Here is a 24,879-nt window from a genome sequence, read left to right as displayed (position 1 = left end):
TGAACGCTTAGGTTCACTGCCGGAACGGGAAGTTGAAGTGCTTGAGCAGGGCGCGTGCCTCGTCGTCCGACTTCGCAGTCGTGCAGACGATGACGTCCATACCCAGGACCTGGTCGACCTTGTCGTAGTTGATCTCGGGGAACACGATGTGCTCCTTGATCCCGAGCGCGAAATTGCCGCGCCCGTCGAACGACTTGGGGTTGAGGCCCCGGAAGTCGCGCACGCGCGGCAAGGCGATGGTGACGAGCCGGTCGACGAACTCGAACATCTTGGTCTTGCGCAGCGTGACCTTGCAGCCAACCGCCATGTTCTCGCGCAGCTTGAAGCCGGCGATGGCGAGGCGGGACTTGGTGATGACCGGCTTCTGGCCGGCGATCATGGCGAGATCCGCGGCAGCGACGTCGACCTTCTTACGGTCCGCAGTCGCTTCACCAACGCCCATGTTGATGACGATCTTCTCGATCGTCGGCACTTCCATGACGTTCTTGTAGCCGAATTCGGCGATCATCGCGGGACGGACGACGTCCTCGTAATGCTTCTTCATGCGCGGCGAAAGCGCGCCCTGCTGAGCCTCAGCCATCGATCAGATCCCCCGAACGCTTGGCAAAACGAACCTTGCGGCCGTCATCGAGCACCTTGAAACCGACGCGGGTGGCCTGGCCATCCTTCGGATCGGCAACAGCGATGTTCGACAGGTCGATCGTCGCTTCCTTGCTGATGATGCCGCCCTCGGACTGCGCGGACTGCTTGGTGTGACGCTTCACCAGGTTGACGCCGCGAACGACCGCACGGCCGTCCTTCGGCAGGACCTGGAGCACTTCACCCGACTTGCCCTTGTCGCGACCAGCGAGCACGACGACCTTGTCGCCCTTCTTGATCTTAGCAGCCATCACAGCACCTCCGGCGCCAGCGAGATGATCTTCATGTGGTTCTTGGCGCGCAGCTCGCGCGGAACCGGTCCGAAGATACGCGTGCCGACCGGCTCCTTCTGGTTGTTGATCAGCACCGCCGCATTGCGGTCGAAGCGGATCACCGAACCGTCCTGGCGCTTGACGTCCTTGGCGGTGCGAACGACGACCGCCTTCATGACGTCGCCCTTCTTCACGCGACCGCGCGGGATGGCTTCCTTGATCGAGACGACAATGATGTCGCCGATGCGGGCATAGCGCCGCTTCGACCCGCCGAGAACCTTGATGCACATCACGCGACGGGCGCCGGAATTGTCGGCGACGTCGAGATTCGTCTGCACCTGGATCATGGCCTTGATCCTTCCAATCTGTGTATCAGCGCGGTTTCCCGGCCAGCCTCAGCGCTGGCGGGGACTACGACTGACGGGGGTCGATCGCCCCCTGGCCTCAAAACAAAACACGATCCGCAAAAGTGGGAGCCACTCTTGCGGAGAAACATGCCCGGCTTCTTTCCTGCCGCGCCCGCCCCTGATTCGGGGCCGGGCGAAGCCGTCTCGAATCACGCCTTAGGGGCGTCCTCGAGCACAACCCAGCTTTTCAGCTTGGAAATCGGCTTGGACTCCTCGATCCAGACCGTGTCGCCGACCTTGAACGCACCCACTTCGTCATGGGCGTGATAGTTCTTCGTGCGGCGCACCGTCTTCTTGAGGAGCGGGTGCGTATAACGCCGCTCGACCTTGACCACAACAGTTTTGTTCTGCTTGTCGCTGACGACGACGCCCTGCAGTACGCGCTTAGGCATTATTCTCTCCTCACGCGCTCGCTGCGACGGTCTTCGACCGCTGCAGCGTCTTGATGCGGGCGATGTCCTTGCGCACTTCGGTGACGCGCGCGGTGTTCTCGAGCTGGCCGGTCGCCTTCTGGAAGCGCAGGTTGAACTGCTCCTTCTTCAGCTTGAGCAGCTCGTCCTGGAGCTGGTCCGTGCTCATGGCCTTCAGGTCGGACTGACGCTGTGCAATTTTCATATTGTCCTCCCTTACTCGGCGATGCGCTGAATGAAGCGGGTCTTGATCGGCAGCTTGGCGGCGCCGAGGCGGAGCGCCTCGCGGGCGATCTCCTCGGACACGCCGTCGAGCTCGAACATGATCCGGCCCGGCTTGACCTTGGCCGCCCAGAACTCGGGCGAACCCTTGCCCTTACCCATGCGGACTTCGGTCGGCTTCTTCGAAACCGGCACGTCCGGGAAGATGCGGATCCAGACACGGCCGACGCGCTTCATGGCGCGGGTGATCGCGCGGCGGGCCGCCTCGATCTGCCGGGCGGTGACGCGCTCGGGTTCCTGGGCCTTCAGGCCGAACTGGCCGAAGTTGAGATCCGTGCCGCCCTTGGCGACGCCGGAGATGCGTCCCTTGAACTGCTTGCGGAACTTGGTGCGTTTTGGTTGCAGCATGGCTCTTCTCGATCAGCCTTACGCAGCCTGCTCACGACGATCGCGATGGTCGCGATCACGGCCGCCGGAGCGGCCGCCCTCGTCGGAGAGGCGCTTGTCCTGGGCCATCGGGTCATGTTCCAGGATCTCGCCCTTGAAGATCCAGACCTTGATGCCGCACGTCCCGTAGGTCGTGAAAGCGGTGGCGACGCCGTAATCGACGTCGGCGCGCAGCGTATGCAGCGGCACGCGGCCCTCACGATACCATTCGAGGCGGGCGATCTCGGCGCCGCCGAGGCGGCCCGAGCAGTTGATGCGAATGCCTTCGGCACCGAGACGCATCGCCGACTGAACGGCGCGCTTCATGGCGCGACGGAAGGCGACACGGCGCTCGAGCTGCTGGGCGATCGAGTCGGCGACGAGCGTCGCGTCGATCTCGGGCTTGCGCACCTCGACGATGTTGATCGTCACGTCGGCCTTGGTGAGCTTCGAGACTTCCTTGCGGAGCTTCTCGATGTCAGCGCCCTTCTTGCCGATCACCACGCCCGGACGAGCCGAGTGGATGGTGACGCGGCACTTCCGGTGCGGACGCTCGATGATGATCTTCGAGACGGCGGCCTGCTTCAACAGCTTCATGAGGGCGGCGCGGATGGCCATGTCCTCATGCAGAAGCTGGCCGTACTCGCCCTTGGCCGCGAACCAACGCGAGTCCCAGGTGCGGTTGATGCCGAGGCGAAGGCCGATCGGATTGATTTTCTGACCCATCGTTCTCTCCTCAGGCCTTGGCCGCAGCGACTTCGCGCACGATGATCGTGATGTTCGCGAAGGGCTTCAGGATGCGGGCGCCACGGCCACGGGCACGAGCGTGGAAACGCTTCATGACGAGGGCCTTGCCGACGAAGGCCTGTGCCACGACGAGATCATCGACGTCGAGATCATGATTGTTCTCGGCGTTGGCGATCGCGCTCTGCAGGCACTTGCGCACGTCGAGCGAGATCCGCTTGCGCGAGAACTCGAGATCGGCGAGCGCGGTCGAGACCTTCTTGCCACGGATCAGCTGGGCGACGAGGTTCAGCTTCTGCGGCGAGACGCGAAGGTTGCGAGCGATCGCAGTGGCTTCGTTCTCGGGCAGCGCACGGGGGGCTGATGCTTTACCCATGGCTTACTTCCTCTTCGCCTTCTTGTCGGCAGCGTGGCCGTGGAAGGTGCGCGTCGGCGAGAACTCGCCGAACTTGTGGCCCACCATCTCCTCGGACACGGACACCGGCACATGCTTGTGACCGTTGTAGACGCCGAACGTCAGACCGACGAACTGCGGCAGGATCGTGGAGCGACGGCTCCAGATCTTGATAACTTCACTACGGCTCGAGGTCCTGGCGACCTCGGCCTTCTTCAGGAGGTATCCGTCGACGAACGGACCTTTCCAAAGCGAACGCGCCATGACGGACCTCAGTTCTTCTTCTTGCGGGCGTGACGGCTCGACACGATGAACGTATCGGTCCGCTTGTTCGAGCGGGTCTTCTTGCCCTTGGTCGGCAGACCCCAGGGCGTAACCGGATGGCGACCACCCGACGTCCGGCCTTCACCACCACCATGCGGGTGGTCGACCGGGTTCATCGAGACGCCGCGGTTATGCGGACGGCGGCCGAGCCAGCGCGAGCGACCGGCCTTGCCGTCGTTCCGGTTCATGTGATCCGGGTTCGAGACGGCGCCGACCGTGGCGTAGCACTGGCCGGAGATCAGGCGCTGCTCGCCCGAGTTCAGGCGAACGATGACGTAGCCCTGGTCGCGGCCGACGATCTGGGCGTAGTTGCCGGCCGAACGGGCCAGAGCGCCGCCCTTGCCGATCTTCAGCTCGACATTGTGGACGATCGTGCCGATCGGCAGCGAGCCCATCGGAGCCGCGTTGCCGGGCTTCACGTCGACCGAGTCACCGGCAACCACCGTGTCGCCGACAGCCAGGCGCTGCGGCGCCAGGATGTAGGCCTGCTCGCCGTCCTGATACTTGATCAGGGCGATGAAGGCGGTGCGGTTCGGATCGTATTCGAGCCGCTCGACGGTCGCCGGGATGCCGGCCTTGCCGCGACGCTTGAAGTCGACGAGGCGCAGCGTGCGCTTGTGACCACCGCCGCGGAAGCGGACGGTGATGCGACCGGTGTTGTTGCGGCCGCCCGAGGACGAAAGGCCCTCGGTCAGCGCCTTGACCGGCTTGCCCTTGTAGAGCTCGCTGCGGTCGACGATCACGAGCTGGCGAAGGCTCGGCGTGATCGGCTTGAAATGTTTCAAAGCCATGATGATTCCCTCACAGGCCCGTGGTCACGTCGATGGAGTGGCCCTCTTCGAGGGTCACGACCGCCTTCTTGACGTCCGAACGCTGGCCGGGACGGCCACGGAACATCTTGACCTTGCCCTCGGTGACGATCGTGTTGACGCTCTTGACCTTGACGTCGAAGAGCTTCTCGATCGCCGCCTTGATCTGCGGCTTCGTTGCGGTCTTGGCAACCTTGAAGACGACCTTGTTATGCTCGGAGAGCATCGTCGCCTTCTCGGTGATGACCGGCGCCACGATCACATCGTAGTGGCGCGGGTCGAGGTTCTTGGCGGACTGGCTCATTTGAAGCGCGCCTCCAGCGCATCGACGGCCGCGCGCGTCAGGACAAGCTTGTCGCGACGCAGGATGTCGTAAACGTTGATGCCCTGGACCGGCAGCACGTCGACGTTCGGGATCGAGCGAGCGGCCAGGCCGAAATTGGTGTCGATCTCGGCGCCGCCGATGATCAGCGCGCTCGACAGGTCGAGCTTGCCGAAATGGCCGAGCAGCACCTTGGTCTTCGGCTCGGAGAGCGTGGCATCGTCGATCACGATGATGCCGGCATCCTTGGCCTTGGCCGAGAGAGCGTGACGCAGGGCCAGCGCACGGACCTTCTTGGGAAGATCATGACCGTGGTCGCGCAGGACCGGGCCGAAGGCCTTGCCGCCGCCGCGGAACTGCGGAGCCGAAGCCGCGCCGTGGCGAGCGCCGCCGGTGCCCTTCTGCTTGTAGATCTTCTTGCGGGTGCGATCGACTTCCGAGCGGCCCTTGGACTTGTGAGTCCCGGCGCGACGCTTGGCGAGCTGATAGCGGACCATGCGGGCGAGCAGATCGGCGCGCGGCTCCAGGCCGAACACCTCATCCGACAGCTCGACCGAACCGGCCGACTTGCCCTCAAGAGTGGTGATATCGAACTTCATCACGCGTTCTCCTCAGCCTGGGCCGCAGGAGCCTCATCCGCCTTGGCCTCGCCGGAAACCTTGAACTTGCCCGGCAGCGGCGCATCCTTCGGCAGGGCGCGCTTGACGGCGTCACGGACATGGATCCAGCCGCCGGCGACGCCGGGAACGGCGCCTTCGACGAGGATCAGGCCGCGCTCGACATCCGTCTGGACGACGCGCAGGTTCTGCGTGGTCACGCGCTCGGCACCGAGATGGCCCGGCATCTTCTTGTTCTTGAAGGTCTTGCCCGGGTCCTGACGGCCACCGGTCGAACCGATCGAACGATGCGAGACCGACACGCCGTGCGTGGCGCGCAGACCGCCGAAGTTCCAGCGCTTCATACCACCGGCGAAGCCCTTGCCGGTGGTGGTGCCGGAGACGTCGACGAACTGGCCGACGACGAAGTGGTCCGCGGTCAGCTCGGCGCCGACGGGGATCAGCGCGTCGTTGCTGACGCGGAACTCGACCACCTTGCGCTTCGGCTCGACCTTGGCGACCGCGAAATGACCGCGCTCGGCCTTCGAGACATTCTTCACCTTCGCCGTGCCGGAGCCCAGCTGCACGGCCGCATAGCCGTTCTTCTCGATCGTGCGATGCGCGACGACCTGGCAGTTGTCGAGCTTCAGCACGGTGACCGGGATGTGCTCGCCGGCATCCGTAAAGATGCGGGTCATCCCGACTTTCTGTGCAATCACACCGGAACGCATCGGTGCATACCTTCCTTTGGGGTCATGTCCATCCGGGGGAACCGGAAACAGAGGACCCGTTTAATCGGATCAGAGCTTGATTTCGACGTCGACGCCGGCGGCGAGATCGAGCTTCATGAGGGCGTCGACCGTCTGGGGGGTCGGGTCGACGATGTCGAGAACCCGCTTGTGGGTCCGCATCTCGAACTGCTCGCGCGACTTCTTGTCGATGTGGGGCGAGCGGTTGACGGTGAACTTCTCGATGAGCGTGGGCAGCGGAATCGGTCCGCGGACCTGGGCGCCCGTCCGCTTCGCGGTCGACACGATCTCGCGCGTCGAAGCGTCGAGGATACGGTGGTCGAACGCCTTGAGGCGGATCCGAATGTTCTGACCGTTCATGGTCTTAGTTCTCCGTGACGTGAGAAAAGGCAAAGGCCCCGAAGGGCCCCTGCCCCTCACGCAAACGCGTTACGCGATGATCGATGCGACGACGCCGGCGCCGACGGTGCGGCCGCCTTCGCGGATGGCGAAGCGCAGCTTCTCTTCCATCGCGATCGGGGCGATCAGCGTCACCTCCATCGAGATGTTGTCGCCCGGCATCACCATCTCCGTGCCTTCCGGCAGCGAGACCACGCCGGTCACGTCCGTCGTGCGGAAGTAGAACTGCGGGCGGTAGTTGGTGAAGAACGGCGTGTGACGGCCACCCTCTTCCTTCGTCAGGATGTAGGCCTCGGCCTTGAACTTCGTGTGCGGCTTGACAGAGCCCGGCTTGCACAGGATCTGCCCGCGCTCGACGTCCTCACGCTTCGTGCCGCGCAGCAGCGCGCCGATGTTGTCGCCCGCCTGGCCCTGGTCCAGAAGCTTGCGGAACATCTCGACGCCCGTCACCGTCGTCTTCACGGTGTCCTTCAGGCCGACGATCTCGATTTCCTCGCCGACCTTGACGATGCCGCGCTCGACGCGGCCGGTCACCACCGTGCCACGGCCCGAGATCGAGAACACGTCCTCGACCGGCATCAGGAACGGCTGGTCGATCGGACGCTCCGGCTGCGGGATGTACTCGTCGACCGTCTTCATCAGCGCGATCACCGCGTCATGACCGATCTCCGGCGTGACGTTGTCGAGAGCGGCCTTCGCCGAGCCCTTGGTGATCGGGATGTCGTCGCCCGGGAAGTCGTACTTCGAGAGGAGCTCGCGGATCTCCATCTCGACGAGCTCCAGCAGCTCGGCGTCGTCGACCAGGTCGACCTTGTTCATGAACACCACCAGCGCGGGAACGCCGACCTGGCGCGCCAGCAGGATGTGCTCGCGGGTCTGCGGCATCGGGCCGTCGGCCGCCGACACAACCAGGATCGCGCCGTCCATCTGCGCCGCACCCGTGATCATGTTCTTCACGTAGTCGGCGTGGCCGGGGCAGTCGACATGGGCGTAGTGACGCGCCGGGGTCTCGTACTCGACGTGAGCGGTCGAGATCGTGATGCCGCGGGCCTTCTCTTCCGGAGCCTTGTCGATCTGGTCATACGCCGTGAACGAAGCGCCGCCCGACTCCGCAAGCACCTTCGTGATCGCAGCCGTCAAAGACGTCTTGCCATGGTCAACGTGACCAATCGTTCCAATGTTGCAGTGCGGCTTGTTGCGCGCAAATTTCTCTTTGGCCATCGTAGCCTCCGTCAGTCAAATCGTTGTTGCGTTAAAGCAGGTCGGGCTGGTGATCAGGCGTATTTGGCCTGGACCTCGGCGGCCACCGCCGACGGAACCTGCTCATAGTGGTCGAACTGCATCGTGTAGTTGGCGCGGCCCTGCGAGAACGAGCGCAGCTGGTTCACATAGCCGAACATGTTGGCCAGCGGAACCATGGCGTTGATCACGACGGCGTTGCCGCGCATGTCCTGGCCCTGGATCTGGCCACGACGCGAGTTCAGGTCGCCGATGACCGAGCCGGTATAGTCTTCCGGGGTCACGACCTCGACCTTCATGATCGGCTCGAGCAGCACGGAGCCACCCTTCTGCAGACCTTCGCGCAGCGCTGCACGGGAGGCGATTTCGAAGGCCAGGGCCGACGAGTCGACTTCGTGGAAGGCACCGTCGATCAGCGTGACCTTGACGTCCACGACCGGGAAGCCGGCGAGCACGCCCGAGCCGATGACCGAGTTCAGGCCCTTCTCGACGCCGGGGATATACTCCTTCGGCACCGAGCCGCCGACGACCTTCGACTCGAACTCGAAGCCCTTGCCGGTCTCGTTCGGCTCGATCACCAGCTTGACGCGGGCGAACTGGCCGGTACCGCCGGTCTGCTTCTTGTGGGTGTAGTCGATCTCGGCCTTCTTGGTCAGCGTCTCGCGATACGCAACCTGCGGCGCGCCGATATTGGCATCGACCTTGTAGGTGCGCTTCAGGATGTCGACCTTGATGTCGAGATGGAGCTCGCCCATGCCCTTCAGGATGGTCTGGCCGCTCTCCTGGTCGGTCGACACGCGGAAGGACGGATCCTCGTTCGCGAGCTTCGACAGGGCGAGGCCCAGCTTCTCCTGGTCGGCCTTGGACTTCGGCTCGATCGCGATCGTGATGACCGGCTCGGGGAACTCCATGCGCTCCAGGATGACCGCGTTGACGGGATCGCAGAGCGTGTCGCCGGTGCGGACGTCCTTGAGGCCGGCCAGGGCGACGATGTCGCCGGCATAAGCCTCCTTGATGTCCTCGCGGTTGTTCGCATGCATCAGGAGCATGCGACCGACGCGCTCCTTCTTGTCGCGGGTCGAGTTGATGACGCCCTGGCCGGCGTCGACCTTGCCCGAATAGATGCGGCAGAAGGTGATCGTGCCGACGAAGGGGTCGTCCATGATCTTGAAGGCGAGCATCGCGAAGGGATCCTCGTCCGTCGGATTGCGGACGACGGGCTCTTCGGTCTTGAAGTCGATGCCTTCGACCGCGCCGCGATCGACGGGCGACGGCAGGAAGTCGACGACGGCGTCGAGCAGGGGCTGCACGCCCTTGTTCTTGAAGGACGAACCGCAGAGCACCGGGTGGAAGGCGCGGCGCTGCACGGCGGTGCGCACGAGGCGGCGCAGCGTCTCGGCGTCCGGCTCGGTGCCGTCGAGATAGGCTTCCATCGCGGCGTCGTCCATGTCGACGGCGGCCTCGACGAGCTTGCCACGATATTCAGTGGCCTTGTCGAGCAGATCGGCGGGGATCTCCTTCTCTTCGAAGGAAGCGCCCAGCGCTTCGCCGTTCCAGACGATCGCCTTCATCTTGATCAGGTCGACGACGCCGGCAAAGTTGGCCTCGGAACCGATCGGGATCTGCAGGCAGACGGGCTTGCCGGCGACGCGGTCGATGATGTCCTGGACGCAGCGATAGAAATCGGCGCCGATCTTGTCCATCTTGTTGACGAACACGACGCGCGGGACGTCGTACTTGTCGGCCTGGCGCCAGACGGTCTCGGTCTGGGGCTCGACGCCCTGGTTGCCGTCGAGAACGCAGACGGCGCCGTCGAGCACGCGCAGCGAACGCTCGACTTCGATGGTGAAGTCGACGTGGCCGGGGGTGTCGATGATGTTCAGGCGATGGTCGCGCCACAGGCAGGTCGTCGCGGCGGAGGTGATCGTGATGCCACGCTCCTGCTCCTGCGTCATCCAGTCCATGGTCGCGGCGCCGTCATGGACTTCGCCGATCTTATGCGACTTGCCGGTGTAGAAAAGGATGCGCTCGGTCGTCGTCGTCTTGCCGGCATCAATGTGGGCCATGATGCCGAAGTTGCGATAACGGTCGATGGGATGGGAACGGGCCATGATCGTGCTCTGTGTCTCGGTGCAGTACGCCGCTTACCAGCGGTAGTGCGAGAAGGCGCGGTTGGCTTCCGCCATCCGGTGCGTGTCTTCACGCTTCTTGACGGCGTTGCCGCGGTTATTGGCGGCGTCCATCAGCTCGGCCGACAGGCGCTCCACCATGGTCTTGTCGTTGCGGCCGCGGGCAGCCGTGATCAGCCAGCGGATGGCGAGCGCCTGGCGGCGCTCGGTGCGGACTTCGACCGGAACCTGATAGGTCGCGCCACCGACGCGGCGGGAGCGGACCTCGATCGCCGGAGCGACGTTCTCGAGCGCCGACTTGAAGACGCCGAGCGGCTCGCTCTTGGTCTTCGCCTCGATGATGTCGAAGGCACCGTAGACGATCCGCTCGGCGGTCGACTTCTTACCTTCGTACATGACCGAGTTCATGAACTTGGTCACGACGATATCGCCGAACTTCGGGTCCGGGATAACTTCGCGCTTTTCGGCACTGTGGCGGCGGGACATCGTCTAGTCTCCGGTCAATCTGGAACGCTGCGGACCGGCTCGGATCGAACGACCCCGCCGGCCTGGCAGAAAATTACTTGGGACGCTTGGCGCCGTACTTCGAACGGCGCTGCTTGCGGTTCTTGACGCCCTGCGTGTCGAGCACACCACGCAGGATGTGATAGCGCACGCCGGGAAGATCCTTGACGCGGCCGCCACGGATCATGACGACCGAGTGCTCCTGGAGGTTGTGACCCTCGCCGGGGATGTAGCCGATCACCTCGAAGCCATTGGTCAGACGAACCTTGGCAACCTTGCGGAGCGCCGAGTTCGGCTTCTTCGGGGTCGTCGTATAGACGCGCGTGCAAACGCCGCGCTTCTGCGGGCAATTCTCAAGCGCCGGGGCGGTGTTACGCGCCTTCACGGGCGACCGCGGCTTGCGAATGAGCTGGCTGATTGTCGGCATTCTGGCCTCTCGCCCCACTGAGCGTTTGGAAATTCCTGGTCAATCTCCCAGGTCGAGCAAAGCCATGGCATAAACGAAGCCGCGCCATCGGCGCCCATACAGGGGCCTCAGGCGCGTTCGCCAGCAGAGGAACACGGAACAAGTCCCGCGTTCATGCATCCTGCCATGTCGTCAATCGACGCTGGAATTCCGACGGAGTTTCGGTCGCGAAACTCGCTCGCGAACCATGCGCGAGCGACAAACGTGTCCGACAACCGTCGACAGTGGCGCGCTTATGACTCGAACGGAGATTCGCGTCAACCCCGGATTGCGGCTCCAGGCGCGTTCACGCCTGCATTTCCGCCATCCATTAAGCGAATGACGGCTGCAAGCCGCATGCGGCCGCGCTGCCCAGCGCCGATCGACAGCATAGCCGCCCGAAACAGGGCGTAAAGTTCCTTCGATCTCGCCGACCGCACGATCCCCGGAAAAGAATCATCGGCCGGAGAGGCCGCGCCCGGCTTGAACGGCGCCACCGCTGACTGGCGTTGGCCCAACCAAAAAGAAACGGCCGCCCGAGGGCGGCCGTTCGATGACGTGAGGCTTTCGCCGGGCCGCTTATTCGGCCGCCGGGAGAACCGCCGCGGCTGCCTTGGCGGCCTTCGCCGCCGCATCCGCCTTCTGGCCGACGATGAGATCGTCGCGACGCGTGGCCACCTGCTTGATGCGGGCGACCTGGGCGCCGGTACCGGCCGGGATGAGCGAGCCGACGATGACGTTCTCCTTGAGGCCTTCGAGCATGTCCGACTTGCCGTTGACCGCCGCCTCGGTGAGGACGCGGGTGGTCTCCTGGAAGGACGCCGCCGAGATGAAGGAGCGGGTCTGCAGCGACGCCTTGGTGATGCCGAGCAGGACCGGAACGCCGGAAGCCGGCTTCTTGCCCTCCTCGCGCAACTTCGCGTTGACCTCTTCCAGCTCGATCCTGTCGATCTGGTCGCCGGTCAGGATGTCGCTGTCGCCGGACTCGGTGATCTCGACCTTCTGCAGCATCTGCCGGACGATGACCTCGATGTGCTTATCGTTGATGGTCACGCCCTGGAGGCGATAGACCTCCTGGATTTCGTTGACCAGATAAGCCGCCAGCTCCTCGACGCCCTTGATCGCAAGGATGTCGTGCGGGGCCGGGTTGCCGTCGAGGATGTAGTCGCCGACCTCCACGACGTCGCCGTCCTGGAGATGGATGTGCTTGCCCTTCGGGATCAGGTACTCGACCCCGTCGGAACCGTCATGCGGCGTCAGCGTGACGCGCCGCTTGTTCTTGTAGTCCTTGCCGAAGCCGATCACGCCCGACTTCTCGGCGATGATCGCCGCATCCTTCGGACGACGCGCCTCGAACAGCTCCGCGACGCGCGGCAGACCGCCGGTGATGTCGCGGGTCTTGGCCGAGTCGGTCGAGACACGCGCCAGCACGTCGCCGGCCTTGATCGCGTGGCCCGGCTCCACCGAGATGATGCCGTCGACCGGCAGGATGTAGCGGGCTTCGCCACCACGGGCGAGCTTCGCCACCTTGCCGTCCGCGCCGAAGATCACCATGGCCGGCTTCAGGTCGGCCGTACGGGCCGAGCCGCGCCAGTCGATGACGACGCGCTTGGAGATGCCCGTCGCTTCGTCGGTCGTCTCGGTGATCGACATGCCGTCCACGAGGTCCTCGTAGCCGACCTTGCCGTCCACCTCCGCCAGGATCGGGCGGGAATAGGGATCCCACTCGATCAGGCGCTGGCCGCGCTTGACCTTGTCGCCCTCGTCCACGCGCAGCTTAGAGCCGAACTGGACGCGATGGACCGCGCGCTCGGCGCCGTCAGGCCCGACGATCACGATGGCGATGTTGCGCGCCATGGCGATGAGATCGCCGTCCGAGTTCCGCGCGACGTTGCGGTTGCGCATCTTGACCGTGCCTTCGAAGTTCGACTCGACGAAGGACTGGTCGGCGATGGTGGCCGCGCCGCCGATATGGAAGGTACGCATGGTGAGCTGCGTGCCCGGCTCGCCGATCGACTGCGCCGCGATGACGCCGACGGCCTCGCCCATGTTGACGGGCGTACCACGGGCCAGATCGCGCCCGTAGCAGGTGGCGCAGACGCCGTTCTTGGTCTCGCAGGTGAGAACCGAACGGATCTTCACCTCCTGGATGCCGGCGGCGTTGATCTTCGCGATGTCGCTCTCTTCGATCACGATGCCCTTGGCGACGATGACCTTGCCCTCGACGTCGACGATGTCCTCGGCCGTGGCGCGGCCCAGGATGCGCATGCCGAGCGAAGCCACGACCTGGCCGGCATCGACGATCGCGCGCATCTTGATGCCGTTATCCGAGCCACAATCCGTCTCGGAGATGATCGCATCCTGCGCCACGTCGACGAGACGACGGGTAAGATAGCCGGAGTTGGCCGTCTTGAGCGCCGTGTCGGCGAGGCCCTTGCGGGCGCCGTGGGTCGAGTTGAAGTACTCGAGAACGTCGAGGCCTTCCTTGAAGTTCGAGATGATCGGGCTCTCGATGATCTCGCCCGACGGCTTGGCCATCAGGCCGCGCATGGCGGCGAGCTGGCGCATCTGCGCCGGCGAACCACGGGCGCCCGAGTGCGACATCATGTAGATCGAGTTGATCTGCTTGTCGCGGCCGGTGTCGTCCTTCTGGACGGTCGAGATGCGGGCCATCATCTCCTGGGCGAGCTTGTCGGAGCACTTCGCCCAGGCGTCGACGACCTTGTTGTACTTCTCGCCCTGAGTGATCAGGCCGTCCTGATACTGCTGCTCGTAATCCTTGGCGAGCGCGCGGGTCGTGTCGACGATCTCCCACTTGTTCTCCGGCACGACCATGTCGTCCTTGCCGAAGGAGATGCCGGCCTTGAACGCGTGGCGGAAGCCCAGCGCCATGACGCGGTCGCAGAAGATCACCGATTCCTTCTGACCGCAGCCGCGATACACGGCGTCGATCATTCCGGAGATTTCCTTCTTGGTCATCAGGCGGTTGCTGACGTCGAAGGACACGGCCGGGTGGTCCGGCAGCGCGGTCGAGAGGATCACGCGGCCCGGCGTCGTGTCGTAGATCTTCGTGTACGGCTTGCCGTCCTTGCCGGTGCCGGTCCAGCGATATTTGATCTTCGAATGCAGCGTCACGACCTTCTCGTGCAGCGCGTGCTCGAGCTCGCCGAAATCGCCGAAGACCTTGCCCTGGCCGGGCTCGCCATCCGAGACGATCGAAAGGTAGTAGAGGCCGAGCACGATGTCCTGCGAGGGCACGATGATCGGCATGCCGTTCGCCGGGTGCAGGATGTTGTTGGTCGACATCATCAGCACGCGCGCTTCCAGCTGCGCCTCGAGCGACAGCGGGACGTGCACGGCCATCTGGTCGCCGTCGAAGTCCGCGTTGAAGGCGGCGCAGACCAGCGGATGCAGCTGGATCGCCTTGCCCTCGATCAGCACGGGCTCGAACGCCTGGATGCCGAGACGGTGCAGCGTCGGCGCGCGGTTCAGCATCACCGGATGCTCGCGGATGACCTCGTCCAGGATATCCCAGACCTCAGGCTTCTCCTTCTCGACGAGCTTCTTGGCCTGCTTGACCGTGGTCGAGTAGCCCTTGGCGTCGAGGCGCGCATAGATGAACGGCTTGAACAGCTCGAGCGCCATCTTCTTCGGCAGGCCGCACTGGTGCAGCTTCATCTCCGGGCCGACGACGATGACCGAGCGGCCGGAATAGTCGACGCGTTTGCCGAGCAGGTTCTGGCGGAAGCGGCCCTGCTTGCCCTTCAGCATGTCGGCGAGCGACTTCAGCGGGCGCTTGTTGGCACCCGTGATGACGCGGCCGCGGCGGCCGTTATCGAACAGCGCATCGACGGATTCCTGCAGCATCCGCTTCTCGTTGCGGATGATGATGTCCGGCGCGCGCAGCTCGATCAGGCGCTTCAGGCGGTTGTTGCGGTTGATGACGCGACGATAGAGGTCGTTCAGGTCGGAGGTCGCGAAACGGCCGCCGTCGAGCGGCACGAGCGGGCGCAGATCCGGCGGAATGACCGGGATCTGGGTCATCACCATCCATTCCGGCTTGTTGCCCGACTCCTGGAACGCCTCGATGATCTTGAGGCGCTTCATCAGCTTCTTGGGCTTCAGCTCCGACGTCGTCGTCGCGATCTCATGCTTGAGATCGGCGTTGATCTGGTCGAGGTCGAGCGCGCGCAGCATCTCGCGGATGGCTTCCGCGCCGATCATGGCGGTGAAGGTGTCCGCGCCGTACTCTTCCTGGCAGCGGACGTACTCTTCTTCCGACAGAAGCTGACGGTCCTTGAGCGGGGTCAGGCCCGGCTCGATGACGACGTAGCTTTCGAAGTAGAGGATGCGCTCGAGGTCCTTGAGCGGCATATCCATCAGGAGGCCGATGCGCGAGGGCAGCGACTTCAGGAACCAGATATGCGCGACCGGGGCGGCGAGCTCGATATGGCCCATGCGCTCGCGCCGGACGCGGGCGAGCGTGACTTCGACGCCGCACTTCTCGCAGATGACGCCCTTGAACTTCATGCGCTTGTACTTGCCGCACAGGCACTCGTAGTCCTTGATCGGCCCGAAGATGCGCGCGCAGAACAGGCCGTCACGCTCCGGCTTGAATGTGCGGTAGTTGATGGTTTCCGGCTTTTTGATCTCGCCGAAGGACCAGGACAGGATCTTCTCCGGGCTCGCGATCGAGATCTTGATCGCGTCGAAGGCCTGCTGGACCGGCTGCTGGCCGAAAAGGTTCATGACCTCTTGCTTCATCGCCTGTCTCCTCTAGCCGGCGGGGACGAAGGCCACCCTGCCCGGCTTCTGAAATCCGTGGCCGGCGGCATCAGCGCCGCCGGCATGTACCCAAGGTTTGGTTAACGGCTTATTCAGCCGCTTCGGCCGGCGGCAACTCGCCAGGCTTCACCTTGTTGTTGATCAGCTCGACGTTGAGGCCGAGCGAGCGCATTTCCTTGACGAGAACGTTGAAGCTCTCGGGAATGCCCGCTTCGAAGTTGTCCTCGCCGCGCACGATCGACTCGTAGACCTTGGTGCGGCCCGCGACGTCGTCCGACTTCACCGTCAGCATCTCCTGCAGGGTGTAGGCGGCGCCGTAGGCTTCGAGCGCCCAGACCTCCATCTCGCCGAAGCGCTGGCCGCCGAACTGCGCCTTGCCGCCCAGCGGCTGCTGGGTGACGAGCGAGTACGGACCGATCGAACGCGCGTGGATCTTGTCGTCGACCAGGTGGTGCAGCTTGAGCATGTAGATGTAGCCCATCGTGACCTTGCGATCGAAGGGCTCGCCCGTACGCCCGTCATAGAGCGTCGATTGTCCCGACGAATGCAGGCCGGCCTGCTCCAGCAGCCGCTCGATATCGGCTTCCTTGGCGCCGTTGAAGACCGGCGTCGCCACCGGCACGCCGCGGCGCAGGTTCTGGCCCATCTCGACGAGCTCGTTCTCGTCCATCGAGGCGATGATCTCGTTATCCTCGTAGACGGCGTCGAAGGAGGCCTTCAGCGCCTTGTAGTCGCTCGACTTCTTGTAGGCGTCCAGCGCCTGCCCGATCTGCTTGCCGAGGCCCGCAGCCGCCCAGCCCAGATGGGTTTCCAGGATCTGGCCGACATTCATGCGCGAGGGCACGCCGAGCGGGTTCAGCACGATGTCGGCATGGGTGCCGTCCTCGAGGAACGGCATGTCCTCCACCGGCACGATGCGCGAGACCACGCCCTTGTTGCCGTGGCGGCCGGCCATCTTGTCGCCCGGCTGGATCTTGCGCTTCACCGCGACGAAGACCTTGACCATCTTCATCACGCCCGGAGGCAGTTCGTCGCCGCGCTGCAGCTTCTCGACCTTGTCGAGGAAGCGCTGCTCAAGGCGCTTCTTCGACTCGTCGTACTGCTTCCGCATCGCCTCGATCTCGGTCATCAGCGAGTCTTCGGCGGTGGCGAACAGCCACCATTGCGAACGCGGGAACTCGCTCATCACCTCGCGGGTGATGACCGTGTCCTTCTTGAAGCCCTTCGGGCCGGCGAGGCCGGTCTTGCCGGTCAGGATCTCGGCCAGACGCGCGAAGGTGTTGCGGTCCAGGATCGCCTGCTCGTCGTCGCGGTCCTTGGCGAGACGTTCGATCTCCTCGCGCTCGATCGCCTGGGCGCGCTCGTCCTTGTCGACGCCGTGGCGATTGAACACGCGGACCTCGACGATCGTGCCCTGCACGCCGGGCGGAACCCGCAGCGAGGTGTCGCGCACGTCCGAAGCCTTCTCGCCGAAGATGGCGCGAAGCAGCTTCTCTTCCGGCGTCATCGGGCTCTCGCCCTTCGGCGTGATCTTGCCGCAGAGGATGTCGCCCGCCGCCACTTCGGCGCCGATATAGACGATGCCGGCTTCGTCGAGGTTCTTCAGCGCCTCTTCCGAAACGTTCGGAATGTCGCGCGTGATCTCCTCCGGGCCGAGCTTGGTGTCGCGCGCCATGACCTCGAACTCCTCGATATGGATCGAGGTGAAGATGTCCTGGGACACGATGTTCTCGGAGAGAAGGATCGAATCCTCGAAGTTGTAGCCGTTCCACGGCATGAACGCGACGAGCACGTTGCGGCCGAGCGCGAGCTCGCCGAACTCGGTCGACGGGCCGTCGGCGACGATGTCACCCTTCTTGATGATGTCGCCGACGCGGACCAGCGGGCGCTGCGTGATGCAGGTCGACTGGTTGGAGCGCTGGAACTTCTGCAGACGGTAGATGTCGACGCCCGGCTTGGTCGGGTCCATCTCGTCCGACGCGCGGATGACGATACGGGTCGCGTCGACCTGGTCGACGATACCGCCGCGGCGGGCCGCGATCGCAGCGCCCGAGTCACGGGCCACGACCGCTTCCATGCCGGTGCCGACGAAGGGCGCGTCGGCGCGAACCAGCGGCACCGCCTGGCGCTGCATGTTCGAGCCCATCAGCGCGCGGTTCGCGTCGTCGTTCTCGAGGAACGGGATCAGCGCCGCGGCGACCGAAACGAGCTGCTTCGGCGACACGTCCTGGAAGTCGACCTTGTCGACCGGCGTGACGATGACTTCGCCGGCGCGGCGGCAGACGATCAGGTCGTCCGTCAGACGCCCTTCGGCATCCACGGCGGCATTCGCCTGGGCGACGTTGTACTTCGCCTCTTCCATCGCCGAGAGATAGATCACCTCGTCGGTGACCTTGCCGTCGCGGATGCGGCGGTAGGGGCTCTCGATGAAGCCGTACTTGTTCACCCGCGCGAAGGTGGCGAGCGAGTTGATCAGGCCGATATTCGGGCCTTCCGGCGTTTCGATCGGGCAGATGCGGCCGTAATGGGTCGGGTGCACGTCGCGCACCTCGAAGCCGGCGCGCTCACGGGTCAGGCCGCCCGGGCCAAGCGCCGAGAGGCGGCGCTTGTGGGTGACTTCCGAGAGCGGATTCGTCTGGTCCATGAACTGCGAGAGCTGCGAGGAACCGAAGAACTCGCGCACGGCGGCAGCCGCCGGCTTGGCGTTGATCAGGTCCTGCGGCATGACCGTGTCGATATCGACCGAGGACATGCGCTCCTTGATGGCGCGCTCCATGCGGAGCAGACCCAGGCGATACTGGTTCTCCATGAGCTCGCCGACCGAGCGGACGCGGCGGTTGCCGAGATGGTCGATGTCGTCGATCTCGCCCTTGCCGTCGCGCAGGTCGACCAGCGCCTTGACGACCGCGAAGATGTCCTCCTTGCGCAGGATGCGCACGGTGTCCTCGGCGTCGAGGTCGAGGCGCATGTTCATCTTGACGCGGCCGACGGCCGACAGGTCGTAGCGCTCCGAGTCGAAGAACAGCGACTGGAACATGTTCTCGGCGGTCTCGAGGGTCGGCGGCTCGCCCGGACGCATCACGCGGTAGATGTCGAACAGGGCTTCCTCGCGGCGCGAGTTCTTGTCGACGTTCAGCGTGTTGCGGATATAGGGGCCGACCGTGATGTGGTCGATGTCGAGCACCGGAATCTCGGTATAGCCCTTGGCGATCAGGTCGACGAGGTTGCCCTTCATCTCGCCGGTCTTGGCCTCGGCCGCCATGGCCAGCTCTTCGCCGGCCTCGGCGTGGACCTCACCCGTTTCCGGATCGACGATGTCCTCGGCGACATACTGGCCGACGAGATCCTCGTCCGAAGCGCGCAGGAACTTCAGGCCCTTCTCGGCGAGCTGACGGGCGGTACGGGCGACGAGCTTCTTGCCGGCCTCGACCACGACCTCGCCGGTGTCGGCGTCGATCAGGTCTTCGGTCGCCTTGAAGCCCTTCATGCGCTCCGCGTCGTAGGGAACGCGCCAGCCCTTGGCGTCCTTGGTGTAGGTGATGGTGTTGTAGAAGCGGCTGAGGATCTCCTCGCCGTCCATGCCGAGCGCGAACAGCAGCGACGTGACCGGAATCTTACGCTTCCGGTCGATACGGGCATAGACGATGTCCTTGGCGTCGAACTCGATGTCGAGCCAGGAACCGCGATAGGGGATGATGCGCGCGGCGAAGAGCAGCTTGCCCGAGGAATGGGTCTTGCCCTTGTCGTGGTCGAAGAACACGCCCGGCGAACGGTGCATCTGCGAGACGATGACGCGCTCGGTGCCGTTGACGATGAAGGTGCCGTTGTCGGTCATGAGCGGCATGTCGCCCATGTAGACATCCTGCTCCTTGATGTCCTTGACCGACTTGGCCTGGGTGTCGGGATCGATATCGAACACGATCAGGCGCAGCGTCACCTTGAGCGGCGCCGAGAAGGTCATGCCGCGCTGGCGGCACTCGTCGACATCGTATTTCGGCGGCTCGAAGGTGTACTTCACGAATTCCAGCAGCGAGGCGCCGGAGAAATCGCCGATCGGGAAGACGGATTTGAAGACGGACTGCAGGCCCTCGTCGCCGCGACCGCCCTTGGGCTCGTCGACCATCAGGAACTGATCGTAGGACGCCTTCTGAACCTCGATGAGGTTCGGCATCTCCGCCACTTCCTTGAGCTTGCCGAAGAACTTGCGGACGCGCCTGCGGCCCTGGAGCGAATTGACCATGTTGTTCCTCGCGTTCTTCGGGCCCGGCGGAGAACGCCATGCCCAACCTTGACACATCCGCGCGCGTTCATCCGACGATGAACCGCTGTTGCAGACGGCTGACCCGGAGGTCCCACCGAGCCGACGGCAAGGCCGCCGGGTCAGCCGTTCGAGACAAATCGTACCGATCTGCCTCATCGATTCGTCGCTCCTTGCGGAAACGACGCGACAGCCCCGGAGGCGTGGAGCGCCCCGGGACTGCCTGTAGTATTAGAGATGGACCGGCGTCAGCCGGCCCAAGCTCACTTGAGCTCGACCTTGGCGCCGACGGCCTCGAGCTGCTTCTTGAGCTTCTCGGCCTCGTCCTTGGCAACCGACTCCTTGACCGGCTTCGGAGCGCCTTCGACCAGGTCCTTGGCTTCCTTGAGGCCCAGGCCGGTGATGGCGCGGACTTCCTTGATCACCTCGATCTTCTTGTCGCCGGCGGCGGCAAGAACGACGGTGAACTCGGTCTGCTCTTCAGCAGCGGCGGCAGCGCCACCGCCGGCAGCCGGGCCAGCCGCAACGGCGACGGCGGCGGCAGCGGAAACGCCCCACTTCTCTTCGAGCATCTTGGCGAGGTCAGCAGCCTCGAGAACGGTGAGCGACGAGAGATCGTCGACGAGCTTGGCGAGATCGGCCATGGTTTAACTTCCTGTCTTAAGAGGTTCGAACGATAAGGGTTTGCTGGCTATCAAGCCGCATTCTTGTCGGCATAAGCCTGAACCACGCGTGCCAGCTTGCCGGCGGGCGCGTTCGTGAGCTGCGCGAGCTTCGTAGCCGGGGCCTGGATAAGGCCGATGAGCTTGGCGCGCATATCGTCGAGCGAGGGCATCGTGGCCAGGGCCTTGACACCATCGGGGTTCAGGGCGGTCGTGCCCATCGCGCCGCCCAGGATGACGAGCTTGTCGTTCTCCTTGGCGAAAGCGGTGGCGACCTTCGGCGCCGCGACCGGATCGTTTGAATAAGCGATCAGGGTGGGACCCGTCAGCAGCTTGCTGATGGACGCGACGTCGGTGCCTTCAAGAGCGATCTTGGCCAAGCGGTTCTTTGCGACCTTAACAGTGGCGCCATTCGCCTTCATCTCGCGACGAAGCTTCTGGAACTGGGCCACGGTCAAACCCGCATAGTGGGCCACGACGACGACCGACGTGTTCGCAAACACATCGTTCAGCGACGCGACGGCATCTTTCTTTGCCGCTTTATCCACTGGGCTCTCTCCGGTAGGCGACAAGCTTTCGAAGGCTCGCCGCCGGTTGCAAATGCCGCTCTTCAGAACCCCGGTTGACACCGGCGCCCCGCAAAGCGACGCTTGGTGCCCTGTCCCCGCTCCCGACCCCTGAGGGTCACGATCGGGCGAGATGGTTCGAACCGTCTTGTCCGGATCTCGCGATCCGGGACTAAGCTCTTGCACCGTCTATGCAGGCCTCTTGGCGAAATTATGCCCCCGGACGAATCCGGAGCGCACCTGCAGTCTCAGACAGGACTGGATGATTCCAAGCCTTGGAAATCGCTTTCCGCCGCTCAAATCACCCATTCTTCGGCGAAAACCGCCGAAAAACGCGAAACAGACCCCTTCGTGCCAGGCACGCCGGAGCCCCTTCACTCATGGAAACAGGCCTGCGTCATAGCGCCTTCGCCTGCTTCTGCCAAGTAGGCTCTTGACATCACGAAATCAAGAGCAGGCGAGCGGCCGGCAATCCGGCCGCCCTCCCCTGGCATCGGACCGAAAAGTGGATTCCACTTTTCGGATAAATCCGATGGCCTGATCGATCAGCCGATCAGGCGCCGGTGACGGTGTTCGGCTCGATCTTGACGCCGGGACCCATGGTCGACGACAGAGCGACGCGCTGGATATAGGTGCCCTTGGCGCCGGCGGGCTTCGCCTTGGCGACGGAGTCGACGAACGCCTTGATATTCTCCGAGAGCTTCTCGGCCGAGAACGAGGCCTTGCCGACAGCCGCGTGGACGATACCGGCCTTCTCGACGCGGAACTCGACCGAACCGCCCTTCGAGGCGGCGACGGCGGAGGTCACGTCCATGGTGACGGTGCCGACGCGCGGGTTCGGCATCAGGCCGCGCGGGCCGAGCACCTTGCCGAGACGGCCGACCAGACCCATCATGTCCGGGGTCGCGATGCAGCGATCGAAGTTGATCTCGCCCTTCTGAACGGACTCGACCAGCTCCTCGGCGCCGACGATGTCGGCACCCGCAGCCTTGGCCTCGTCGGCCTTGGCGCCGCGAGCGAAGACGGCGACGCGCAGCGTGCGGCCCGAGCCGTTCGGCAGGTTGCAGACGCCGCGGACCATCTGGTCGGCGTGGCGCGGATCGACGCCGAGATTCATCGCGATCTCGACGGTCTCGTCGAACTTGGCGTTGGCGCGTTCCTTGATGAACGTGACAGCCTGGTCGAGCGAGTACAGCTTGGTGCGGTCAATGCCTTCACGGCCCTTGACGACGCGCTTTCCGGTATGTGCCATGATCGCCCCCTCAGCCCACGACTTCCAGGCCCATCGAGCGGGCCGAGCCACGGATCATGGCCGAAGCCGATTCGACGGTGTCGCAGTTGAGATCGGCCATCTTCTTCTCGGCGATCTCGTTGATCTGCGCAGCGCTGACCTTGCCGACGTTGCCGCCGCGGCCCGGCGTCTTCGAGCCGGAGGTCAGGCCAGCGGCCTTCTTCAGCCAGTACGAGACCGGCGGCTGCTTCATCTCGAAGGTGAAGGAGCGATCCGCATACGCGGTGATGATCACCGGGATGGGCATGCCCTTTTCCATCTGCTGGGTCTTCGCGTTGAAGGCCTTGCAGAATTCCATGATGTTGAGGCCGCGCTGACCCAGCGCCGGACCGATCGGCGGCGACGGATTGGCCGCGCCCGCCGGAACCTGAAGCTTCACGTAACCCGTGATCTTCTTCGCCATGATGGCTGCTCCTGCCGTCCGCCCCGATGCCTATCCGGAACGACGACGACCCCGCCTGCCGATGCTCTTCATCGGGGCCGGGGTGGTTGCAGTGCGTGGTGCGGCGCCTGTGATCCGGCTGGCGACCGGCACGCCTCCCACGCGGTTTAGGCGCGCCCTATGACACAGGGCGGCACCGAAGGGAAGCCCCGAAAGGCTTCCCGATCAGGATCAGAGCTTCTCGACCTGACCGTATTCGAGTTCCACGGGGGTCGCGCGACCGAAGATCGAGACCGCGACCTTGAGGCGGGCGCGGGCGTGATCGACATCCTCGACGACGCCGTTGAACGAGGCGAACGGCCCGTCCGCGACCTTGACCTGCTCGCCGACCTCGAAAACGATCGTCGGCTTCGGCCGCTCGACGCCTTCGGCCACCTGGCCCTTGATCCGCATCGCCTCGCTCTCGGGGATCGGCATGGGCTTGGCCTTGTCGGCGCCCAGGAAGCCAGTGACCTTCGGCGTGTTCTTGATGAGGTGGTAGACCTCGTCGGTCATCTCGCACTTCACCAGCACATAGCCGGGGAAGAACTTGCGCTCGGCCTCGACCTTGCGGCCGCGGCGAACCTCGACGACCTTCTCGGTCGGAACCAGAACCTCTTCGAACTTGTCGGCAAGGTTGCGCTGCGCGGCCTGGTCGCGGATCGACTGGGCGACCTTGTTCTCGAAGTTCGAATAGGCGTGGACGATATACCAGCGGGTGCTCACGTTCGTAATTCCGTTCAACGGGCGCCGAGGACGAGGCCGAGCACCCAGCGGATGACGGTGTCGGTGAAGAGGAAGAACAGGCTGGACAGGACCACCATGGCGAGCACGAGGCCCGTGGTGATCAGCGTCTCGCGGCGCGACGGCCAGGTGACCTTGGTCGCCTCCGAGCGCACGTCCTGCAGGAACTGGAAGGGATTGGATTTCGCCATGAACCACCTCGGGTTCCGAGCCGGCCCGCGATCCCGCGCGACGCCGATTCGGCCGTCCTGAAACATTCGCGGCGCGGAACCCGGGGAGGGTCGCGCGCCGTCGTTGCAAGCCTCTTACATCGCTTGAGGCCTTTAGCCAAGACCCTTTCGGCTAGCCCCGCTCAGGCCCGGCTCGCAGCGATGAGGAGGAAGAAGGGCCGTTCGCGCTCTTTCACCCAGCCCGGCTCGCTCGCGATCTGCTCCGGGCTCGGCGCCCATTCGACCAGCCTGTCCAGCCGAAAGCCGGCCCCCAGCAGCAGGTCGAGATAGGTCGCGATGGTGCGATGGCGCTTGACCACGCCTTCCGCCAGCCAGTTGCTGACCCGCCTGCCCTCGTCATGGTAGCCGTTGACCGGCCAGGTCGCGCGGCCATCGGCATCGACCAGCCATTCCTGCCGCACGGGCGCCGTCATGATCGGATGCTCGACCGAGCAGACCAGCGCGCCACCTGGCTCCAGTGCCGCATGCACGCGCCCGAACAGCCCGGCGAGATCGTCGATATAGTGGAAGGCGAGCGAGCTATAGGCGAGGTCGAAGGCATCGACCGGCGGCGCGTAATCTTCGAGGTCGGCGCGCTCGTAGGCGACGTGGGAATCATCCGTCTCGCGACGCGCCCGCTCCAGCATCTTCGCGGAGACGTCGACGCCGAGCACGCTCGCGGCGCCCTCGCCCGCCGCGAAGCGGCTGAACCAGCCGAAGCCGCAGCCGAGATCGAGCACGCTCCTGCCGACCAACTCCGGCAGCATCGCGCGGAGCACCGGCCATTCCGGCGCGCCGTCCAATCCATGGACGGAACGCGCTAGCTGGCTGTAGCCCGCGAAGAAGGTCTCGTCGTCGTAGATGTTCTGGGTCATGGATGCCTCGCCAACCTGCTTGGGCATCCGGGCTAGAC

General features: G+C 64.5%; 27 protein-coding genes. All 27 read right to left on the bottom strand.

Translation table 11 applies throughout. The features are described 5' to 3' along the window. Window positions 1–13: 13 nt before the first annotated feature. Window positions 14–580 carry a 50S ribosomal protein L5 gene (rplE, locus tag AC1RLU_RS15075; protein WP_492796488.1) on the bottom strand — a complete coding sequence of 189 codons (567 nt, stop codon included), beginning with the start codon at window positions 578–580 and terminating at the stop codon, window positions 14–16. Beyond that, complete coding sequence (rplX, locus tag AC1RLU_RS15070; protein WP_061967359.1) at window positions 573–890, bottom strand: 50S ribosomal protein L24; 318 nt, start codon at window positions 888–890, stop codon at window positions 573–575. Before rplX ends, rplE begins: the two co-directional genes overlap by 8 nt. Continuing rightward, window positions 890–1,258, bottom strand: coding sequence for a 50S ribosomal protein L14 (rplN, locus tag AC1RLU_RS15065; protein ID WP_038365406.1), 369 nt, complete (start codon window positions 1,256–1,258; stop codon window positions 890–892). The genes rplX and rplN overlap by 1 nt, the downstream gene beginning before the upstream one ends. Window positions 1,259–1,467: 209 nt before the next feature. Next, complete coding sequence (gene rpsQ / locus AC1RLU_RS15060) at window positions 1,468–1,710, bottom strand: 30S ribosomal protein S17 (protein WP_061967358.1); 243 nt, start codon at window positions 1,708–1,710, stop codon at window positions 1,468–1,470. Window positions 1,711–1,720: 10 nt separating this feature from the next. Further along, window positions 1,721–1,933, bottom strand: coding sequence for a 50S ribosomal protein L29 (rpmC, locus tag AC1RLU_RS15055; protein WP_061967356.1), 213 nt, complete (start codon window positions 1,931–1,933; stop codon window positions 1,721–1,723). 11 nt (window positions 1,934–1,944) lie between these two features. Then, the gene (gene rplP, locus AC1RLU_RS15050) at window positions 1,945–2,358 is read right to left on the bottom strand and encodes a 50S ribosomal protein L16 (RefSeq protein ID WP_038365403.1); all 414 of its coding nucleotides are present in this window, start codon (window positions 2,356–2,358) and stop codon (window positions 1,945–1,947) included. A gap of 18 nt (window positions 2,359–2,376) precedes the next feature. Then, a complete protein-coding gene (gene rpsC, locus AC1RLU_RS15045; protein WP_061967354.1) occupies window positions 2,377–3,102 on the bottom strand; it encodes a 30S ribosomal protein S3 in 726 nt (241 codons plus the stop codon). A gap of 10 nt (window positions 3,103–3,112) precedes the next feature. After that, window positions 3,113–3,496: a 50S ribosomal protein L22 gene (rplV, locus tag AC1RLU_RS15040; RefSeq protein WP_061967352.1), complete on the bottom strand. Its 384-nt coding sequence runs from the start codon at window positions 3,494–3,496 to the stop codon at window positions 3,113–3,115. Between the two features lie 3 nt (window positions 3,497–3,499). Then, window positions 3,500–3,778 carry a 30S ribosomal protein S19 gene (gene rpsS / locus AC1RLU_RS15035; protein ID WP_061967350.1) on the bottom strand — a complete coding sequence of 93 codons (279 nt, stop codon included), beginning with the start codon at window positions 3,776–3,778 and terminating at the stop codon, window positions 3,500–3,502. Between the two features lie 8 nt (window positions 3,779–3,786). Beyond that, entirely contained in the window at window positions 3,787–4,629 is an 843-nt protein-coding gene (rplB, locus tag AC1RLU_RS15030) for a 50S ribosomal protein L2 (protein WP_091861300.1), read from the bottom strand. 10 nt (window positions 4,630–4,639) lie between these two features. Continuing rightward, window positions 4,640–4,951 (bottom strand): 50S ribosomal protein L23, encoded by a 312-nt coding sequence (locus tag AC1RLU_RS15025; RefSeq protein WP_047582026.1) that lies wholly within the window; start codon window positions 4,949–4,951, stop codon window positions 4,640–4,642. Next, window positions 4,948–5,568 carry a 50S ribosomal protein L4 gene (gene rplD / locus AC1RLU_RS15020; RefSeq protein ID WP_061967347.1) on the bottom strand — a complete coding sequence of 207 codons (621 nt, stop codon included), beginning with the start codon at window positions 5,566–5,568 and terminating at the stop codon, window positions 4,948–4,950. The genes AC1RLU_RS15025 and rplD overlap by 4 nt, the downstream gene beginning before the upstream one ends. Further along, on the bottom strand, window positions 5,568–6,296 hold the full coding sequence (gene rplC, locus AC1RLU_RS15015; RefSeq protein WP_061967345.1) for a 50S ribosomal protein L3: 729 nt from the start codon (window positions 6,294–6,296) through the stop codon (window positions 5,568–5,570). Before rplC ends, rplD begins: the two co-directional genes overlap by 1 nt. 69 nt (window positions 6,297–6,365) lie before the next feature. Continuing rightward, window positions 6,366–6,674 carry a 30S ribosomal protein S10 gene (rpsJ, locus tag AC1RLU_RS15010; protein ID WP_043237115.1) on the bottom strand — a complete coding sequence of 103 codons (309 nt, stop codon included), beginning with the start codon at window positions 6,672–6,674 and terminating at the stop codon, window positions 6,366–6,368. A gap of 69 nt (window positions 6,675–6,743) precedes the next feature. After that, the gene (gene tuf / locus AC1RLU_RS15005; protein WP_061967316.1) at window positions 6,744–7,934 is read right to left on the bottom strand and encodes an elongation factor Tu; all 1,191 of its coding nucleotides are present in this window, start codon (window positions 7,932–7,934) and stop codon (window positions 6,744–6,746) included. A gap of 53 nt (window positions 7,935–7,987) precedes the next feature. Continuing rightward, window positions 7,988–10,063 (bottom strand): elongation factor G, encoded by a 2,076-nt coding sequence (fusA, locus tag AC1RLU_RS15000; RefSeq protein WP_061966716.1) that lies wholly within the window; start codon window positions 10,061–10,063, stop codon window positions 7,988–7,990. Between the two features lie 33 nt (window positions 10,064–10,096). Continuing rightward, entirely contained in the window at window positions 10,097–10,567 is a 471-nt protein-coding gene (gene rpsG / locus AC1RLU_RS14995) for a 30S ribosomal protein S7 (protein WP_061966717.1), read from the bottom strand. Window positions 10,568–10,640: 73 nt separating this feature from the next. Next, window positions 10,641–11,012, bottom strand: coding sequence for a 30S ribosomal protein S12 (gene rpsL / locus AC1RLU_RS14990; protein WP_057189964.1), 372 nt, complete (start codon window positions 11,010–11,012; stop codon window positions 10,641–10,643). Between the two features lie 597 nt (window positions 11,013–11,609). Continuing rightward, entirely contained in the window at window positions 11,610–15,794 is a 4,185-nt protein-coding gene (gene rpoC, locus AC1RLU_RS14985) for a DNA-directed RNA polymerase subunit beta' (protein ID WP_113586820.1), read from the bottom strand. A 109-nt stretch (window positions 15,795–15,903) separates the two neighbouring features. Then, window positions 15,904–20,055, bottom strand: a complete 4,152-nt coding sequence (gene rpoB, locus AC1RLU_RS14980; protein ID WP_061966719.1) for a DNA-directed RNA polymerase subunit beta — start codon at window positions 20,053–20,055, stop codon at window positions 15,904–15,906. 281 nt (window positions 20,056–20,336) lie between these two features. Further along, the gene (rplL, locus tag AC1RLU_RS14975; RefSeq protein ID WP_061966720.1) at window positions 20,337–20,717 is read right to left on the bottom strand and encodes a 50S ribosomal protein L7/L12; all 381 of its coding nucleotides are present in this window, start codon (window positions 20,715–20,717) and stop codon (window positions 20,337–20,339) included. A gap of 50 nt (window positions 20,718–20,767) precedes the next feature. Beyond that, window positions 20,768–21,283 carry a 50S ribosomal protein L10 gene (rplJ, locus tag AC1RLU_RS14970; protein WP_113586819.1) on the bottom strand — a complete coding sequence of 172 codons (516 nt, stop codon included), beginning with the start codon at window positions 21,281–21,283 and terminating at the stop codon, window positions 20,768–20,770. A 571-nt stretch (window positions 21,284–21,854) separates the two neighbouring features. Then, window positions 21,855–22,553 carry a 50S ribosomal protein L1 gene (gene rplA, locus AC1RLU_RS14965; protein ID WP_061966722.1) on the bottom strand — a complete coding sequence of 233 codons (699 nt, stop codon included), beginning with the start codon at window positions 22,551–22,553 and terminating at the stop codon, window positions 21,855–21,857. Window positions 22,554–22,563: 10 nt separating this feature from the next. Further along, window positions 22,564–22,995: a 50S ribosomal protein L11 gene (gene rplK, locus AC1RLU_RS14960; RefSeq protein ID WP_061966723.1), complete on the bottom strand. Its 432-nt coding sequence runs from the start codon at window positions 22,993–22,995 to the stop codon at window positions 22,564–22,566. Window positions 22,996–23,205: 210 nt separating this feature from the next. Beyond that, the gene (gene nusG / locus AC1RLU_RS14955) at window positions 23,206–23,739 is read right to left on the bottom strand and encodes a transcription termination/antitermination protein NusG (RefSeq protein WP_061966724.1); all 534 of its coding nucleotides are present in this window, start codon (window positions 23,737–23,739) and stop codon (window positions 23,206–23,208) included. Between the two features lie 14 nt (window positions 23,740–23,753). Beyond that, the gene (secE, locus tag AC1RLU_RS14950) at window positions 23,754–23,948 is read right to left on the bottom strand and encodes a preprotein translocase subunit SecE (protein WP_061966725.1); all 195 of its coding nucleotides are present in this window, start codon (window positions 23,946–23,948) and stop codon (window positions 23,754–23,756) included. A 161-nt stretch (window positions 23,949–24,109) separates the two neighbouring features. After that, window positions 24,110–24,841 (bottom strand): class I SAM-dependent methyltransferase, encoded by a 732-nt coding sequence (locus tag AC1RLU_RS14945; protein WP_492796485.1) that lies wholly within the window; start codon window positions 24,839–24,841, stop codon window positions 24,110–24,112. Between the last annotated feature and the right edge of the window lie 38 nt (window positions 24,842–24,879).

Source organism: Allobosea sp. GW822-FHT05A11 (assembly GCF_058800455.1).
This window is presented reverse-complemented; position numbering and strand designations above follow the sequence as displayed.